The organism is Gulosibacter molinativorax (genome assembly GCF_003010915.2).
In the GTDB taxonomy this organism is placed as follows: domain Bacteria; phylum Actinomycetota; class Actinomycetes; order Actinomycetales; family Microbacteriaceae; genus Gulosibacter; species Gulosibacter molinativorax.
The window spans coordinates 1495264-1511584 of sequence record NZ_CP028426.1 but is presented as its reverse complement, the minus strand read 5'-3'; the positions used below and the strand labels follow the sequence as shown (position 1 = coordinate 1511584).

General features: G+C 64.5%; 13 protein-coding genes, 1 tRNA gene and 1 pseudogene. 12 read left to right on the top strand and 3 right to left on the bottom strand.

All coding sequences use genetic code 11. The features are described from left to right. The first annotated feature begins 28 nt into the window (after positions 1–28). Complete coding sequence (mfd, locus tag GMOLON4_RS07190; protein ID WP_026936313.1) at positions 29–3625, top strand: transcription-repair coupling factor; 3597 nt, start codon at positions 29–31, stop codon at positions 3623–3625. On the opposite strand, the gene GMOLON4_RS07185 is transcribed toward mfd, so the two are convergent. Beyond that, complete coding sequence (locus GMOLON4_RS07185; protein WP_026936314.1) at positions 3622–4158, bottom strand: hypothetical protein; 537 nt, start codon at positions 4156–4158, stop codon at positions 3622–3624. The genes mfd and GMOLON4_RS07185 overlap by 4 nt on opposite strands. A gap of 51 nt (positions 4159–4209) precedes the next feature. Between GMOLON4_RS07185 and GMOLON4_RS07180 the strand changes: the two genes are divergently transcribed. The 7 genes and pseudogenes from GMOLON4_RS07180 (at position 4210) to GMOLON4_RS07150 (ending at position 10227) form a co-directional block, all read left to right on the top strand. Beyond that, entirely contained in the window at positions 4210–4944 is a 735-nt protein-coding gene (locus tag GMOLON4_RS07180) for a MazG family protein (RefSeq protein WP_084147373.1), read from the top strand. Between the two features lie 7 nt (positions 4945–4951). Beyond that, positions 4952–6268: a histidine--tRNA ligase gene (gene hisS, locus GMOLON4_RS07175; RefSeq protein WP_026936315.1), complete on the top strand. Its 1317-nt coding sequence runs from the start codon at positions 4952–4954 to the stop codon at positions 6266–6268. Between the two features lie 94 nt (positions 6269–6362). Further along, positions 6363–7651, top strand: a pseudogene (gene eno / locus GMOLON4_RS07170) (phosphopyruvate hydratase). Positions 7652–7669: 18 nt separating this feature from the next. After that, positions 7670–8092: an FtsB family cell division protein gene (locus GMOLON4_RS07165; protein ID WP_169516476.1), complete on the top strand. Its 423-nt coding sequence runs from the start codon at positions 7670–7672 to the stop codon at positions 8090–8092. Then, positions 8089–8616 (top strand): DUF501 domain-containing protein, encoded by a 528-nt coding sequence (locus GMOLON4_RS07160; RefSeq protein ID WP_026936317.1) that lies wholly within the window; start codon positions 8089–8091, stop codon positions 8614–8616. The genes GMOLON4_RS07165 and GMOLON4_RS07160 overlap by 4 nt, the downstream gene beginning before the upstream one ends. A gap of 104 nt (positions 8617–8720) precedes the next feature. Beyond that, entirely contained in the window at positions 8721–10079 is a 1359-nt protein-coding gene (locus GMOLON4_RS07155; RefSeq protein WP_026936318.1) for an NAD(P)/FAD-dependent oxidoreductase, read from the top strand. A gap of 75 nt (positions 10080–10154) precedes the next feature. After that, positions 10155–10227: transfer RNA gene (locus GMOLON4_RS07150), tRNA-Leu, on the top strand. A 62-nt stretch (positions 10228–10289) separates the two neighbouring features. Here GMOLON4_RS07150 and GMOLON4_RS07145 read toward each other — a convergent pair. Then, positions 10290–11798, bottom strand: coding sequence for a DHA2 family efflux MFS transporter permease subunit (locus GMOLON4_RS07145; RefSeq protein ID WP_084147375.1), 1509 nt, complete (start codon positions 11796–11798; stop codon positions 10290–10292). Positions 11799–11938: 140 nt separating this feature from the next. On the opposite strand from GMOLON4_RS07145, the gene GMOLON4_RS07140 reads away from it, so the two are divergent. The 4 genes from GMOLON4_RS07140 to ilvA all read left to right on the top strand — a co-directional run bounded on the left by GMOLON4_RS07140 (position 11939) and on the right by ilvA (position 15688). After that, a complete protein-coding gene (locus GMOLON4_RS07140; RefSeq protein WP_051266411.1) occupies positions 11939–12562 on the top strand; it encodes a TetR/AcrR family transcriptional regulator in 624 nt (207 codons plus the stop codon). A 71-nt stretch (positions 12563–12633) separates the two neighbouring features. Beyond that, positions 12634–13209, top strand: a complete 576-nt coding sequence (locus GMOLON4_RS07135) for a LemA family protein (RefSeq protein ID WP_035732181.1) — start codon at positions 12634–12636, stop codon at positions 13207–13209. A 5-nt stretch (positions 13210–13214) separates the two neighbouring features. Further along, a complete protein-coding gene (locus tag GMOLON4_RS07130; RefSeq protein WP_051266413.1) occupies positions 13215–14435 on the top strand; it encodes an AI-2E family transporter in 1221 nt (406 codons plus the stop codon). Further along, on the top strand, positions 14432–15688 hold the full coding sequence (ilvA, locus tag GMOLON4_RS07125; RefSeq protein WP_026936320.1) for a threonine ammonia-lyase: 1257 nt from the start codon (positions 14432–14434) through the stop codon (positions 15686–15688). The genes GMOLON4_RS07130 and ilvA overlap by 4 nt, the downstream gene beginning before the upstream one ends. An 81-nt stretch (positions 15689–15769) precedes the next feature. Here ilvA and greA read toward each other — a convergent pair whose 3' ends face one another. Next, positions 15770–16258 (bottom strand): transcription elongation factor GreA, encoded by a 489-nt coding sequence (gene greA / locus GMOLON4_RS07120; protein ID WP_026936321.1) that lies wholly within the window; start codon positions 16256–16258, stop codon positions 15770–15772. Positions 16259–16321: the final 63 nt, after the last annotated feature.

The window sequence follows — 16321 nt, the reverse complement described above, 5'->3', positions numbered from 1 at the left end:
CGACTCCCGTATCGCCTAGACTTTACTGGTGAGTCTTCACGGATTAGTAGCTGCACTTCAGACGTCTCCAACCTTCGCGAACGCTGCGAGACGGGCCGGGCGGGATGCCGATTTTACGCTCGTTGACGGCCTCCGAGCCCCGCTCATCGCGGCCCTCATTGAAGAGCGTCAGAGCATCCTCGGGCACTCGCCCATAGTGCTCGCGATCACGGCGACGAGCCGCGAGGCCGAGCAGTACGCGAGCGACCTCGCAGCTTTCCTCCCGGATGCGCAGATCGTCGAGTTTCCAGCGTGGGAGACGCTCCCGCACGAGCGGCTCAGCCCCTCGGCCGACACCACGGGGCGTCGCCTCGCGGCGATGCGCGAGCTCGGGAACTGGCGTCGAGAAACGAGCCCGGAGCGGCCGTTCGTGCTGTTCGCCTCGGTCCGAGCGGCGCTGCAGCCGCTCATGCCGGGGCTCGATGAACCCACAACCATCACGCTCAAGGCCGGCTCGCGCGGGCACGACCTGACGGGGATCGCGAATCGACTGGTTGAGCTCGCGTACCAGCGCGTCGACATGGTCACCCGGCGAGGCGAATTCGCGGTGCGCGGTGGCATTCTCGACGTCTTTCCGCCGGATGCGGGCCACGCACTGCGCGTCGATTTCTTCGGCGACGCGGTCGACGAGATCCGGCCATTCGGCGTGGCCGACCAGCGCACGTATGAGGACACTGTCGACGAGGCGGTGTTGACGCCGAGCCGCGAGCTCCTCCTCACCGAGTCGGTACGCGATCGCGCGAGGGAAATGGCGCCGGAGTTCCCGAATATCGAGGGACTGCTCTCGAAGATCGCCGAAGGCATCCCGGTTGAGGGCATGGAATCGCTCGCCCCCGCGCTCGTCGAGAAGCTCGTGCCGATCGTCGACTACTTGCCCGAGGACGCGGCCATCGGGGTCCTCGCACCGGAGCGGGTGGCGAGCCGCGCATCCGATCTGCGAGAGACGAACCACGAGTTCCTCGAGGCGGCGTGGAGTGCGGTGACCGCGGGCGCGGATGCGCCGATCGACCTCTCGGGCGGGGACTACGTTTCCGTCAAGGAGCTGCGGGACCTCAAGGGGGAGCGGCCGTGGTGGACGTTCTCACCCTTCGGCGTTGACGAGGCGGGGACGTTCCATGTGAACGGCGACCCGGTTCCCTCGTTCGCCGGCAACTCGGACGGCGCGATCGATCACACGGTGGGGCTCGTGGAGGACGGCTGGACCGTCGTGATGGCCGCGAACGGCCAGGGCCTGGTGGAGCGCGCGCAGCAGGTGCTCGCCGAGCGCGGCTCGGCAGGGCGCCCCGTGGACGAACTTCCCGCAGAGGGGCTCGAGACCGGCGTGGTCTATCTCGTCAAGGCGCCGCTCACCGCGGGTGTTCAACTGCCGAAAGAGAAGATCGCGCTCGTCACCGAATCGGATTTCTACGGCCGAGCCGTCGGTTACGGTGCATCCGCACCGAAGAAGCTTGCGCGCAGGCGCGCGAACGCCGTGGTCGACCCGCTGCAGCTCAAGGCCGGCGATCACGTCGTGCACGACCAGCACGGCGTCGGCAAATTCCTCCGCCTCGAGCAGCGCGACGTGCCGGTGCCCGGCACACGCGGCAAGAAATCGGTTCGCGAATATCTCGTGATCGAGTATGCGCCGTCGAAGCGCGGTCACCCTGGCGACAAACTGCTCGTGCCGACCGATCAGCTCTCGCAGCTCACCCGATACGTCGGTGGCGAAGATCCGTCGCTGTCGAAGATGGGCGGCAGCGACTGGGCGGCGACGAAGCAGAAGGCCCGCAAGGCGACGAAGGACATCGCAGTCGGCCTCGTGAAGCTCTACTCGGCGCGCGCGGCCTCGAAGGGCTACGCGTTCTCGCAGGACACGCCCTGGCAGCACGAATTTGAGGAGGCGTTCCCGTTCGTCGAGACGCCCGATCAGCTGCAGACCATCGAAGAGGTCAAACGGGACATGGAGAGCCCGCTGCCGATGGACCGACTGCTCTCAGGCGACGTGGGCTTCGGCAAGACCGAGGTCGCGGTGCGTGCCGCGTTCAAGGCAGTGCAGGACGGCAAGCAGGTCGTCATTCTCGTGCCGACGACGCTGCTCGTGCGCCAGCACCACGAGACCTTCACCGACCGGATGGCGGGGTTCCCCGTGCAGGTGCGTGCGGTGAGCCGTTTCCAGACGGCGAAGGAGACTGAAGACACGCGGCAGGGGCTCGCCGACGGCTCGGTCGACATCGTGATCGGTACCCACCGCATCCTCTCGGACACCTTTACCTACAAGGATCTCGGGCTCATCATCATCGACGAGGAGCAGCGCTTCGGTGTCGAGCACAAGGAGAAGCTGAAGTCGCTCAAGACGAACGTCGACGTGTTGTCGATGAGCGCGACGCCGATCCCGCGAACGCTCGAGATGGCCGTCACGGGCATCCGCGAGATGTCGACGCTCGCCACCCCTCCCGAGGATCGCCACCCCATCCTCACTTTCGTGGGCCCGAAGTCGGACAAGCAGATCACCGCCGCCGTGCGTCGCGAGCTGCTGCGCGAGGGACAGGTGTTCTACGTGCACAATCGCACGGCGACGATTAACAAGGTCGCCGCACACCTCTCCGAACTGGTGCCCGAGGCCCGTATCGCCGTGGCTCACGGGCGGCTCTCCGAGAAGAGCCTCGAGCAGGTGATTGTCGACTTCTGGGAGCGGAAGTTCGACGTGCTCGTGACGACCACGATCGTCGAGACCGGGCTTGATATTCCGAACGCGAACACGCTCATCATCGACGACGCCGAGCGCTACGGGCTCAGCCAGCTGCACCAGTTACGCGGCCGCGTCGGCCGAGGCCGCGAGCGCGCCTACGCGTACTTCCTCTACGACGGCAACCGACCACTCACCGAGACCGCACACGATCGGCTCGAGACGATTGCCGCGAACAACGAGCTCGGCTCGGGCATGCAGGTCGCGATGAAGGACCTCGAGATTCGCGGCGCGGGTAACGTCCTCGGCGGCGAGCAGTCGGGTCACATCGCTGGCGTCGGCTTCGATCTCTACCTGCGCATGATCGGCGAGGCGGTGGATGCGTTCAAGGGCGAGCTACCCGAGGCTCAGACCGAGCTGCGGCTCGAGCTGCCGGTGGATGCGCGCATCCCCGACACGTATATCGACTCCGAGCGGCTGCGCCTCGAGGCGTATCAGAAGCTCTCGGCAGCGGCCTCGCCGGGCGCGAAGCCCGGCCAGATCGATCTCGTGATCGACGAGCTGCGCGACCGCTACGGTGAGCCGCCGGCCGAGGTCGAGATGCTCTTCGCGGTCTCGCGCATCCGCCGAATGGCGGTCAAGCTCGGCCTCTCGGAGGTCGTGGCGATGGGCAAGAACCTGCGGATCACGCCCGTCACGCTCGCCGAGTCGAAGCAACTGCGGCTGCGGCGGATGTACCCGGGCGCGAAGTACCTCGAGGCCGGACACGTGCTCAACCTGCCGCTTCCGGCGGGCAGGATGGGGGAATCGCCGAGCGACGAGGAAATCATCGAGTGGGTGCGCGGCGTGTTCCGCGCGATGTTCGACGCGACCGAGGAGTCGGTCGAGGATGCCGAGGCTGACGAGGCGATCGAACGCTAGGCGTTTTCCTCTTCCGGGGTCGGCGCGCTCGCGGTCATCAGGATCGCGGGCAGCCCGCCGGTCAGGCCGGGGCCAAACACGAGCCCGAGTACGGTAGTGAAGCTCCCCGCCATCCGTGCGCCATCAATCACTTGGTCGTCATAGACCTGCAGCAGCAGCACGTGCAAGCCGAACCAGAGCAGCCAGACGACAAGCAAGACTCCCGCGAGAAGCACGATGAGCGTGCCGAGCGAGGTGCCCGCCCGCGTGCCCCAGCCTGCGGGAGTGAGTCCCGCATCTTGCCGCTGCCGCGTGCGTTTGGTGAGCGCAATGCCGGAATAGATGCATGCCGCGATCATCACCATCACTGGGATGAATCCGGCGAATATTGAGTACCCGATGCCGGTCTGCAGATCGGCGGCGCCACCATCCGCGACGCGCTGATTTTCACTCGCCTCGATCCACAGAGCTGCACCGATGCTGAGTGCGACGAGCACGGCGGTGATGGCCATGACGAGAAAGACTGAGTTCGGGACGCGACGGAGCTTGGGCATGCCTCAAGGCTAGCCCCCGGCAGGATGCGGTCGGGCGCTAGCCTGGTGCGCATGCAGACAGAGCGTACGGACAAGGAATCCAGTCCACGAGCGGAACAGGATCGCGAGCCCGATCCGGTAAGTCACCCGGAGCTCGTTGCCCTCGCGGAGCTGATGCGTGACTTCCGCGGCGAGCACGGCTGTGCGTGGCACGAACAACAGACGCACGAATCTCTCGTGCCCTACCTCACGGAGGAATCGGCCGAGGTCATCGACGCGATCGAGACCGGCACTCCCGCGGACCTTCGTGAGGAGCTCGGTGACCTGCTGTTTCAGGTGCTCTTTCACTCGGACATCGCCGAAGCCGCGGGGGAGTTCACGCTCGAGGATGTCGCGCGCGAGCAGGCCGCGAAGCTCCGGCACCGCAATCCACACGTGTTCGGCGATACCCCGACGCGCGATGTCGATGAGATCATCCGGTTGTGGCACGAACGCAAAGCGGAGCAGAAGCGCCATCGCACTTCAGTGCTCGACGGGATTTCACACGCAATGCCCGCGCTCGCGCTCGCAGCCAAGGTGCTCGGCCGCGCCGAAGAACTCGGGATGGATGTATCGCCAGAGCAGCTGGCCGCCCTAGCGGTAGGTGAGGAGGAGCAAGAGGACAAGTTCGGTGGCTCGCTACTCGCGACTGTCTCAGCCGCGCGCGCGGCTGCCTTCGACTCGGAACGGGCGCTGCGGGGCGCGGTTCGCCGACTCGAATACCGCATCCGGGAACACGAGGCCGGGACAAGCCGCGAGCAGTCATAATGGACTGATGGCCACTCAGATTAACCCTCCGCGCGGAATGCGCGATTTTGTGCCCGCCGATAAGCGTCGCCGTGAGCGCGTGCTGTCGAAGATTCGCGAATCGTATGCAGCCCATGGGTTTGAGGAGATCGAGACACCGGTCGTCGAGGATTCCGAGCGGCTGCACTCGGGGATGGGTGGCGACAACGAGAAGCTCTCGTTTGCGATCATGCGTCGCGGACTCGAAGCCTCCGACCTTCAGGCCGCGGCAGACTCGGGCGACCCGCTCGCGCTGAGCGACCTCGGGTTGCGCTTCGACCTGACGGTGCCGCTCGCGCGCTTCATGGCGACGCACAAGGGCACGCTGCCGAACGTATTCCGAAGCCTGCAGATCGGTCCGGTCTGGCGTGCCGAGCGCCCGCAGAAGGGGCGCTATCGCCAGTTCGTGCAGTGCGACATCGACATCCTGGGGGAGCCCTCGCAGCTCGCGGAGGCAGAGCTGCTACTCGCCGGTTCCGCGGCCCTCGTCTCGCTCGGCCTCGACACGTGCACGATCCGGGTCAACGATCGTCGCCTGCTCAATGAGCTGCTCGACTGGTGCGGCTTCGAGCCAGAGCGGCAGCCGCAGGCGCTCATCTCGATCGACAAGCTCGACAAGATCGGCACGAACGGCGTCGTCTCCGAGCTCGCCGAGTCGGACCCGCAGGCCGCCGAGCGCATCCACCAGGCGCTGAACAACTGGGCCGAGGGCATCAAGGCGGGGATCCCGCTGTCGACCGAGAGCATCCTCGCATCGCTGCCCGAGGGCTTGCGCGAGCGTCCCGGCGTGATCGAGGCCGCCGGATCGCTCGGCGAGGTCGCGGAAGCGGTCGAGGCGGGCGGAGGCGCCCTCGCGCTCGTGTTCGACCCGACGCTCGTGCGCGGCATGGGCTATTACACCGGCACAATTTTTGAGGTCGCTCACCCCGAGTCTGGTTCTTCGGTGGGCGGTGGCGGTCGTTACGACGGCATGATCGGTCGATTCCTCGGGCAGGATGTGCCAGCCTGCGGCTTTTCGATCGGGTTCGAGCGCATCGTCGACCTCGTCGCCGAGCTGCCCGAGGCCGAGCACGAGGCCGTCGTGGTGCTCGTCGACAAGAAGCTACCCGTGGCCGACGTGATGCGCGTCAAGCGCGAGCTGCTTATCCCTGGCCGTCGAGTGCGCATCGAGCGCCGCCCCAAGAATGTGCGCAATCTGCTCGACCGGGCGACCGCGGAAGGCTTCACCCACGTCGCGCAGATTCGCGACGAACAGGTGGCAGATCCGTCGACAATCACGCTCGAACCCCTCGGCGAGAGCGCGTAACTGCCAGAATCCCGGCCATCCTGAATCGAGAGTTTCGGGACCCTCGCTAGACTCATTCCGCTACCGCAAAACATTCCACATCGGAGGAGCACCCGTGTCGTTCATTGTTGACGTCTTTGCCCGTGAAATCCTTGACTCCCGAGGCAACCCGACCGTTGAGGTCGAGGTGACCCTCGACAACGGCGCAATGGGTCGCGCCGCAGTTCCGTCTGGTGCATCCACCGGCGCCTTCGAAGCCTACGAGCTGCGTGACGGCGAGGCCGACCGCTACCTCGGCAAGGGTGTCGAGAAGGCAGTCCAGGGCGTTGCCGACGAGATCAACCCCGCGATCGAGTTCTTCGACGTCACCGACCAGCGCGCGCTCGACGCCGAGCTGATCGAGCTCGACGGCACCCCGAACAAGGAGCGCCTCGGCGCGAACGCAATCCTCGGTGTGAGCCTCGCCGCCGCGAAGGCTGCCGCAGAGTCGAGCGAGCTGTCGCTGTTCCGCTACGTCGGTGGCGCGAATGCGCACGTTCTTCCCGTGCCGATGATGAACATCATCAATGGTGGTGCGCACGCCGACAACGGCGTGGACGTGCAGGAGTTCATGATCCTCCCGATCGGCGCATCGACCTTCCGTGAGGCACTCCAGTGGGGTGCGGAGATCTACCACCAGCTCAAGAAGACCATCAAGGCGAAGGGCCTGTCGACCGGCCTCGGCGACGAGGGTGGCTTCGCACCGGACGTGGCTTCGACCCGCGACGCCCTGAACCTCATCACCGAGGCCATCGGCGAGACCCGCTTCGAGCTGGGCCGCGACGTCGCGCTCGGCCTTGACGTCGCATCTACCGAGTTCTTCGAGGACGGCGTCTACAAGTTCGAGGGCAAGGACCATACTGCGAGCGAGCTCATTACCTTCTACGAGGAGCTCATCGCCGAGTACCCGATCGTCTCGATCGAGGACCCGCTGGCCGAGGAAGACTGGGATGCGTACACCGAGCTCACCGAGCGCATCGGTGACAAGGTCCAGCTCGTTGGTGACGACCTCTTCGTGACCAACCCGAGCGCCTCCAGCGTGGCCTCGAGTCGGGTGCAGCAAACAGCATCCTCGTGAAGGTCAACCAGATCGGTACCCTCACCGAGACCCTCGACGCCGTGAACCTCGCACACCGTAATGGCTACTCGGCAATCCTCTCGCACCGTTCGGGCGAGACCGAGGACACCACGATCGCGCACCTCGCGGTCGCGACCAACTGTGGCCAGATCAAGACCGGTGCCCCCGCGCGTACCGACCGCGTCGCGAAGTACAACGAGCTATTGCGCATCGAGGAAGAGCTTGGCGAGCAGGCAATCTACGCCGGTGTCGACGCGTTCCCGCGTTTTCAGGTAACCGAGGCGTAGTCGAGGAACCTGTCTACGTTGAGTAAGCGGCGAAGGAATGAGCACCGTCCCACGGGTGGGTCGGTGCTCATCCTCGTCGCGCTCGTTGTTGCCGTCGCGACGCTGAGCCCGACAGTCCAACAACTCATCGGCCAGCGGCAGCACATCGCCCAGCTCGAGGAAGACATCGCGACGACTTCGGAGGATATCGACGCGCTCGAGCAGGCGCAGGCGCGCTGGGACGACCCCGCTTATGTCAGGGCCCAGGCCCGAGGGCGACTACTCTTTGTTGAGCCGGGAGATACGACCTACGTCGTCGTCGATGAGTCGACGCCGCAGGCACCGTATGAGCCGGTCGAAGTCGCGGTAGAAGTGCACGAAACGAAGACCGATTCCGGTCAGCTCTATCTCGACTCGCTCATCCGAGCATCCACCGCCAACGCCCCGCAGGAGACCCCGTGACGACATTCCCACCCGCAAGCGAACACGACATCGCGGTGGTCACGGAACAGCTCGGGCGGCAGGCCCGCGGTGTGCTCGGGATCGGTGCGCGTTGCGTGTGCGGCAACCCGACCGTCGTGATTACGGCGCCGCGGCTCGAGGACGGCACGCCGTTCCCGACGCTCTACTACCTGACACATCCCGAGGCGACGGCAGAAATGTCGCGACTCGAAGGCGCGCACCTCATGGTCGAGATGCAGGATGCGCTCGCCCAGGATGAGGAGCTACAGGCCCAGTACCAGCGTGCGCACGAGCAGTACCTGGCCGACCGAGAGCAGGTCGAGCACGTCGAGGAGATCGCCCACGTGACCGCGGGCGGGATGCCGACCCGGGTGAAGTGCCTGCACGCCCTATCGGCACACGCGCTCGCCGCCGGCCCGGGTGTGAACCCCATCGGCGATTGGGCGCTGCATGAATCTTCCTGGAGCCCAACCGTTTGTCAGTGCACCAACCCCGGTGCAGATTTACCCGCGAGCCCCGCATAGGGATCGCAAGATCGCTGGCCGAGAACGAGCCAGGAAGCGAAACCTTGAGACGACTACGATTAGGTTGATCTCATTTGAGAATACCCACAGTGAGGAGTGGACGCGTGACCAAGATTTTGATTGTTGGTGGTGGCTACGCAGGATTTACGACTGCACGCCAGCTGGAAAAGCAGCTCAACCCGGGTGAAGCACAGGTGACCCTTGTCGACCCGCTGCCCTACATGACTTACCAGCCCTTCCTTCCCGAAGTGATCGGCGGCTCGATTGAGGCCCGCCACGCTGTTGTTTCGCACCGCCGCCACCTGAAGCGCACCCGCGTGATCACGGCCGAGGTGACGAAGATCGACCACGCGTCGAAGACCGCAACGATCCAGCCGAAGGACGCCGACGAGTACACGCTCGGTTACGACATCGTCGTGGTGACGGCCGGTGCCGTCAGCCGTACGTTCCCGATCGCGGGAGTCGCTGACAACGCCATCGGCGTGAAGCGCGTCGAAGAGGCGATCTGGATTCGCGACAAGATCATCGACAACTTCAACCGTGCCTCGACCATGGCACCTGGCCCCGAGCGCTCGCGCTTGCTGACCTTCGTGGTCGTCGGCGGCGGCTTCGCCGGTATTGAGGCTTTCGCCGAGATGCGTTCGCTCGCGACCGCACTGCTGGCCGACTACCCGTCGCTGCAATTCGATGACGTGCAGTTCCATCTCATCGAGGCTGCTGGCCGCATCATGCCCGAGGTTTCGGAAGAGACCGCGCTGTGGGTCATCAAGAACCTCGCTGAGCGCGGCGCGACCGTGCACCTCAACACCCAGTGCTCGTCGGCCGTCGACGGCAACGTCGAGACCTCGGCTGGTGACGTGTTCCCGACCGACGTTCTCGTCTGGACCGCCGGTCAGATGGCGAACCCCTTCGTCAAGGGCTTCACCGACCTCCCCGTCAACGAGCGCGGCAACCTGCGCACCCGCGCAGACCTGCGCGTGGAAGGTGACGAGGGCGTCGTCAAGGATGCATGGGGCGCCGGCGATGTCGCTGCGGTACCCGACCTATCGGGCGGTGGGGTTGCCGGGTACTGCGTACCCAACGCCCAGCACGCGGTTCGTCAGGCGGCAGTTCTCGCCGAGAACATCGTGGCGACCCTGCGCGGTGACACCCCGACCGACTACTACCACGAGAACCTCGGCGCGGTCGCTGGCCTCGGCATGGGTGTTGGCGCATTCCAGTCGGGTGCGACCGGCATCACCGGCTTCCCCGCCTGGGCGATGCACCGCGGCTACCACGGCATGGCGATCCCGACCATCGAGCGCAAGGTTCGCGTGTTCGGTGACTGGGCTGGCCAGCTCGCGCTTGGCCGCGACTTCGTGTCGCTCCCCGACGTCGACGAGCCGAAGGCATTCTTCGAGCGCTACGCGGCACGCCCGCGTCCGGCAGCCGAGGCAAAGCCTGAGCCCGCCGCCGCGAAGTAGTCGCAGCTAACGCATAAACGCGTCGCTGCCGTATCCTCGAGTAGGTACGGCAGCGACGCGTTCGTGTTCGTGCTTCCCCTCGTAGCCCAATGGCAGAGGCAGTCGACTTAAAATCGATTCAGTGCGGGTTCGAGTCCCGCCGAGGGGACTGTTGGCCAGTAATTACCTAGGTTTCACCTGAAACTAAGCCGCCAACTCAGCACTTACTCGTCACTTAGTGTCCACTTTGACGGTGCCGGTCTCGGTTCCAGTTGGTACGCGCTTGATAAACAGCGCGAATACGAACGCAACGATCGACAGGATCGCTGCGGTGAGAAACGCGGCGCCAGCGCCCGAGCCGAGGGCCGCCGTTTCGGCAGCACCGCCGGCCATGGCCGCCGCACTCACGCCGCTGTACACCGCAATCAGCACCGCGGTGCCGGCAGCGCCGGCGAGCTGCTGCAGCGTGTTGAGAATTGCCGAGCCGTGGCCGTAGAGGTTCTTGGGAAGCGAACCGAGTGCGGTCGTCATGAGTGGCGTGATCAGGGCGGCGAGGCCGATCGAGAAGATCACGTGAATCGCGACGATCAGCCAGACGCTCGTATTCTGATCCACCGTCGCCAGCCAGAACAGGCTCGCAACGATGACAAGCATGCCCGGGATGATGAGCGGACGAGGGCCGTACTGGTCAAAGATTCGTCCCATGAACGGGGATAGGACGCCTTCGAACAGGCCGCCTGGCAAGAGCACGAGGCCGGTGACGAGGGCCGAGACCAGCAGGGATCCCTGGAGATACAGCGGCAGCGTGTTCATGACTCCGAGCATCGCGCCCATCAGGGTCATGAGCACGATGAGCGAGAACGTGAAATTGCGGACCCCAAGCGGGCGCAGATCGAGCAGTGCCTTATCCTCCTTGCCGCGCACGATCTGGCGCCAAACGAACAGTGCTAGTCCGACCACACCGACGGCCGAGACGATGATGGCGATAAGCGCATCCGTGCCGCCCGCCAAGATGATCCCGATCGAGCTGAGGCCGTAGACCAGGCCTCCGAACGCGAGTACGGACAGGACGAGCGACAGAACGTCGAAGGGGGCCTTGCGGACAGTGCCAATGTTGGTGAGCTTGATGCCGCCGATCACCGCGGCGACTGCCACGAGCGGCACCATGACCCAAAAGATGCCGTGCCAGTTCGTGAAACTGAGGACGACACCTGCGACGGTCGGGCCGAGCGCGGGGCCGACTGCCATGACGACGGCGATGAGGCCCATCACGGTGCCGCGCCGGTTCGCGGGCACGAGCGTCATCGAGACGGTCATGAGCAGGGGCATGATGACGGCCGTGCCGAGGGCCTGCCCCACTCGCGCGAGCAGCATTACGGTGAAGTTTGGCGATACCGCTGCTGCAATCGTGCCAATGAGGAAGATGACCGTCGCGAAAATGAACACGGACCGCGTTGTGAATCGCTCGAGCATCCATCCGGTGATGGGCATCACCACTGCCATCGTGAGCATGAAGCCGGTGAGGAGCCACTGCCCGGTCGTCGCGGAAATCGCGAAATCTTCCATGATGGACGGCAGGGCGACCGAAACCGTGGTCTCGTTGAGCATCATCACGAACGCGGTGATGACGAGGACGGCGAGCACCGTCATCGTGGAGCGCGGGATTGCGCCCTGGCGCGCGGTTGTTGGGGTGTTGGCGGTAGCTGGCTGTTCGGCAGCGTTTGCGGACTGATTCGTCATGGTTGGCGTCAACCTTTGGGTTGGTGCAGCCCCGAAATAGGGGAGATCTTCGGATGCTCGTGGCATCGACCTCGAGAGTCTGCGCGTAAACTGATGCACCTGCATTAGTTTTTGGTAAATGTTTGGAGGACAATCTCGGTATGGGAATGAACGAGCGCGCCGGCCAGGGGAGTTCCCCAATCGCACCCGAGCAGAAACGGTCGATTGAGCGAAAGGGGCAGCTGCTGGATGCCGCCGTCTCGCTTCTCGTTTCGAGCGGCAGTGCGGGCGTCACGCATCGCCGAGTTGCCGACGCGAGCAATTCCTCTCCCGGGGCGGTCCGGTATTACTTTCGTACGCGCGAAGACCTGCTCGTCGAATGCTTGAACTCCCTCGAAGAGGCGAGATCGGCGCAGGCTGAGCGCGTGCTCGACGAGGTATCCGCTGGTAAGCAATCCCCGGAGCAGACCGCGTCGTGGGCACTCAGCGTGTATTACGGTGCCGACACCGCTGACGATACGGTCACGGGGATGCTTGCGACCTATCTGGATTGTTCGCGCGAGGGCAGTCGTCTTGCGCAGCTATTGGCTGAACAGCGGCAGGCGTCGCACGACCAGTTGCGCGTCCTCCTACGCCGGTGTGGGTTCTCGAACGTCGCGCCGAGTCTCGTCACGGCAGTGCTCGATGGCAGCGTCCTCGCATCCACAATTGAAGGGCATCGAGGGGCCGCCGCGAGCGCGGTAGAGGAGCTCGCCGGAATCCTGCGGCAGACGACCCGAGAATAGGCATCGCTCACGAGCAATTCGAACGCGAGATACGCCGCTAGTCGTAATCAGCCGTCGCTAGAGTGGTGCCTATGGATCAGCTCGGTTGGATAATCCCGGTAGGAATCGTTGTCGTCCTCCTTATTGCGCTTTTGGTGTGGGTTTGGATCACGTATAACAAACTCACGAAGTTCAACGTTCGCGTTGACGAGGCGTGGAGCGATATTACGGTGCAGCTCAAGCGCCGGGCCGACCTCATCCCGAACATCGTCGAGACAGTGAAGTCCTACGCGAAGCACGAATCGAAAGTGTTCGATGACGTCACGCAGGCTCGGAGCGAGACGCTGAGCGCACAGTCGCCGTCCGAGGCATCCACAGCCGAGAACCATGTCCAGGGCGCACTGCGCAGCCTGTTCGCGGTCGCGGAGGCATACCCGCAGCTGCAGGCATCCTCGAACTTCTCGCAACTGCAGAGCGACCTCGTCCAGACCGAGAACAAGATCCAGGCCTCGCGTCGCTATTACAACGGCAGCGTCCGCCAGCTCAACACATCTGTGAAGTCGTTCCCGAACAACTTGGTTGCGGGCCCGCTCGGCTTCCACAACCGCGAGTTCTTTGAGGTCGCCGACCGTGCCGCGATCTCGGAGCCACCCCGAGTTCAGTTCTAGCCCGTATGTCGGGCTCGACACGCGTGCCTCGGCCGGGGAACCTGCCGGAGCGAGAAACTGAAGCGGACTTCGTCTCCCGACCTGTACGGATTGCCGCGGCCTGGAGCTGGCGAGGCATCGTCATCGTGCTCGCCGTGCTGCCCATCATCTGGCTCATCGGCAAGGCAGCGATCATCGTCGTCCCGCTGCTCATTGCCTTACTGCTTACGGCCTTGCTCGTCCCCCTGACGAATAAGCTGACGAACGAATTCAACTGGCCCAAATGGCTCGCGATGATCGTCGGCATGCTGGTGCTGTTCGCATCCATCACTGCGCTGGTCCTGCTGGCGGTGCTCGCGTTCCGCAGCGGCCAGCAATTCGATGTCAACGACTTGCTGCGGCGCTACCGGGAGTTCCTCGCGTGGCTCGAATCCACGCCACTTGAGATCAGCCAAGAGCTGCTCGACAACGCGCTTGCCGAAGCCGTGTCGTGGCTGCAAGCAAACGCAACCACGCTCATCCAGAGCACGCTGTCGGCCGGTGGCGCCATTGCAGCGGTGCTGACAGGCACAATTTTTACGCTGCTCGCGGTCGTCTTTTATCTCTTCGACGGTCGCCGAATCTGGCTGTTTATCGTCTCGCTCTTTCCTCGAAACGTCCGCGCGGCAGTCGACGGGGCAGGAGAGCGCGCCTGGATCTCCACCGGTCACTACGTTCGTGTGCAGGTCGTTGTCGCGCTCATTGACGCCGTCGGCATTTTCCTGGGTGCCGTGATTCTGCAAGTGCCGTATGCCCTCGCGATCGGCATCATCGTGTTCCTCGCCGCGTTTGTACCGCTCGTCGGTGCGTTCCTGTCCGGCGCGCTCGCCGTCATTGTGGCGCTCCTTGCGAACGGCTTCTGGAACGCCGTCATTATGCTGGTCATCGTCGTCGCCGTGATGGCGATCGAGTCGAACGTGCTTCAACCGCTGATCATGGGACCGGCGATGAAGCTGCATCCGCTTGCGGTGCTCATCTCGGTGAGCGCCGGATCGCTCTTTGCTGGCATTGGCGGCGCGGTTTTTGCGGTACCGCTCGTCGCGGCGACGAAAACCATGGTGAAATACATTGCCTCGGGTCGTTGGCGCGGCCAACCCGACCCGACCGCGGGACTTGACGATCCCGACGATGACGATGACTCATTGAAGGTTCCCGCTCGACGCCCGCTCGTGATACGACGAAGAAAACGGAAGGAAACTGCAGCGTGATAGATCCCGTTGACATCAACTTTGAACCCACACTCGAGTCGATCGAGCGTGCTCGGGACATTGTGCACCGCACCACGCGCGTCACGCTGCTCGACTCCGCGAAGTTTTTGCAGAAATTCACCGACGGCCAGGTGTACCTCAAATGCGAAAACATGCAGCGCACGGGTTCGTACAAGATCCGGGGCGCGACCTACCGCCTCTCGCAGCTGACCGAGGAACAGCGCGCCCGCGGCGTCGTCGCAGCCTCCGCCGGCAACCACGCCCAGGGCGTTGCCTTCGCAGCCCGCGAGCTCGGCATCAAGGCGACCATTTTCATGCCGACAGGGGTGCCCATCCCGAAGCTGGAGGCGACGCGTAACTATGGCGCGGACGTCGTCCTCGAGGGGGAGGACGTCGCCGCGGCGCTCCTCGGCGCGCAGACGTTCGCCGAAGAGACCGGTGCGGTCTTCATCCACCCCTATAACCATCCCGACATCATCACGGGCCAGGGGACACTCGCGCTCGACCTGTTTGAGCAGCAGCCTGAGATCGACACGATTATCGTGCCGATCGGCGGGGGCGGGCTCGCCGCGGGCGTCGGCGCGGCCGCGAAGCAGCTCGCCGCAAAGTCGGGCCGCGAAGTGCGTGTTATCGGCGTGCAGGCCGAGAACTCGGCGCCGTTCCCCGTCTCGATTGCCGAGGGCTACCCGGTCAAGATCGACGCGAAGCCGACGATTGCGGACGGTATCGCGGTGGATGTGCCGGGCTCGCTTTCGTTCGAGCTCGTCCGGAAGTACGTGGATGAGGTCGTCACGGTCTCCGAAGACGACATCTCGCGTGCGATCCTGCTCCTGCTCGAGCGCGCGAAGCTCGTCGTGGAGGCCGCTGGCGCGACGCCCGTCGCGGCGATCATGGCTGGGAAGATCAAGGAGCCAGGCACGACCGTCGCGGTGCTGTCGGGCGGCAACATCGACCCGATGATGCTCGAAAAGGTGATCGCATCCGGTCTCACCGCCTCCGAGCGATACATGAAGCTCAACATCGGCTTACGTGACACCCCTGGCCACCTCGCGCGCATTGCGGCGATCCTCGCCGAGATCAACGCCAACGTCATCGAGGTGCTGCACACGCGCCACAACAAGGGCCTGCAGATCCAGGAGGTCGAGCTCGAGATCGCCGTCGAGACGCGCGGCACCGATCACGCGCAACAGGTGCTCGAGCGGCTGCGGGAGGCGGGCTACAACCCGCGCGTCGACCCGAACGCGTCGCTCTAACTTCCATACGAACAAGGATGCGCTGCCCGGCCTAGAGAGGCTGGGCAGCGCATCCTTGTTGCTGTGAGTACCTTGCGCGCGTTAGCCGCGGAAGGTCTCGACGTTCTGGACCTCGACCTCGATGCTCGAACCGTTCGGTGCTTCGTAGGACGCCTTGTCGCCGACCTTGAGGCCGTCGATGGCCTGGCCGAGCGGGCTGTCGGGGGAGAACACGCGAAGGTCGGTCTGGCTCTCGAGCTCGGTGCTCGCGAAGAGGAACTTCTGCTCGCGCGGGCCGATCTTGGCGGTGACGACGGTGCCGAGCACGACCGTACCGTCCGCCTCAGGCGCCTCCGTGACCACGGAGTGCTTGAGGGTGTACTCGATCTCGGTGATCCGAGCTTCGATGCGTCCCTGCTCTTCCCGAGCCGCGTGGTAACCTGCGTTCTCCTTCAGGTCGCCATCCTCGCGGGCTTCCTGAATCTCCTTGGTTATCTCCTGACGCCGTGTCGTCGTCAGCCACTCGTGCTCGTCCTTCAGGCGGTCGTACGCCTCCTGGGTAAGCCAAGTTGAGTCGGACTGGGCGGTCATGAACATCTCCTCATATAAGACGGAAGCCCCGACCACTGTCAGGGCTAAAAGGGCATTATACCC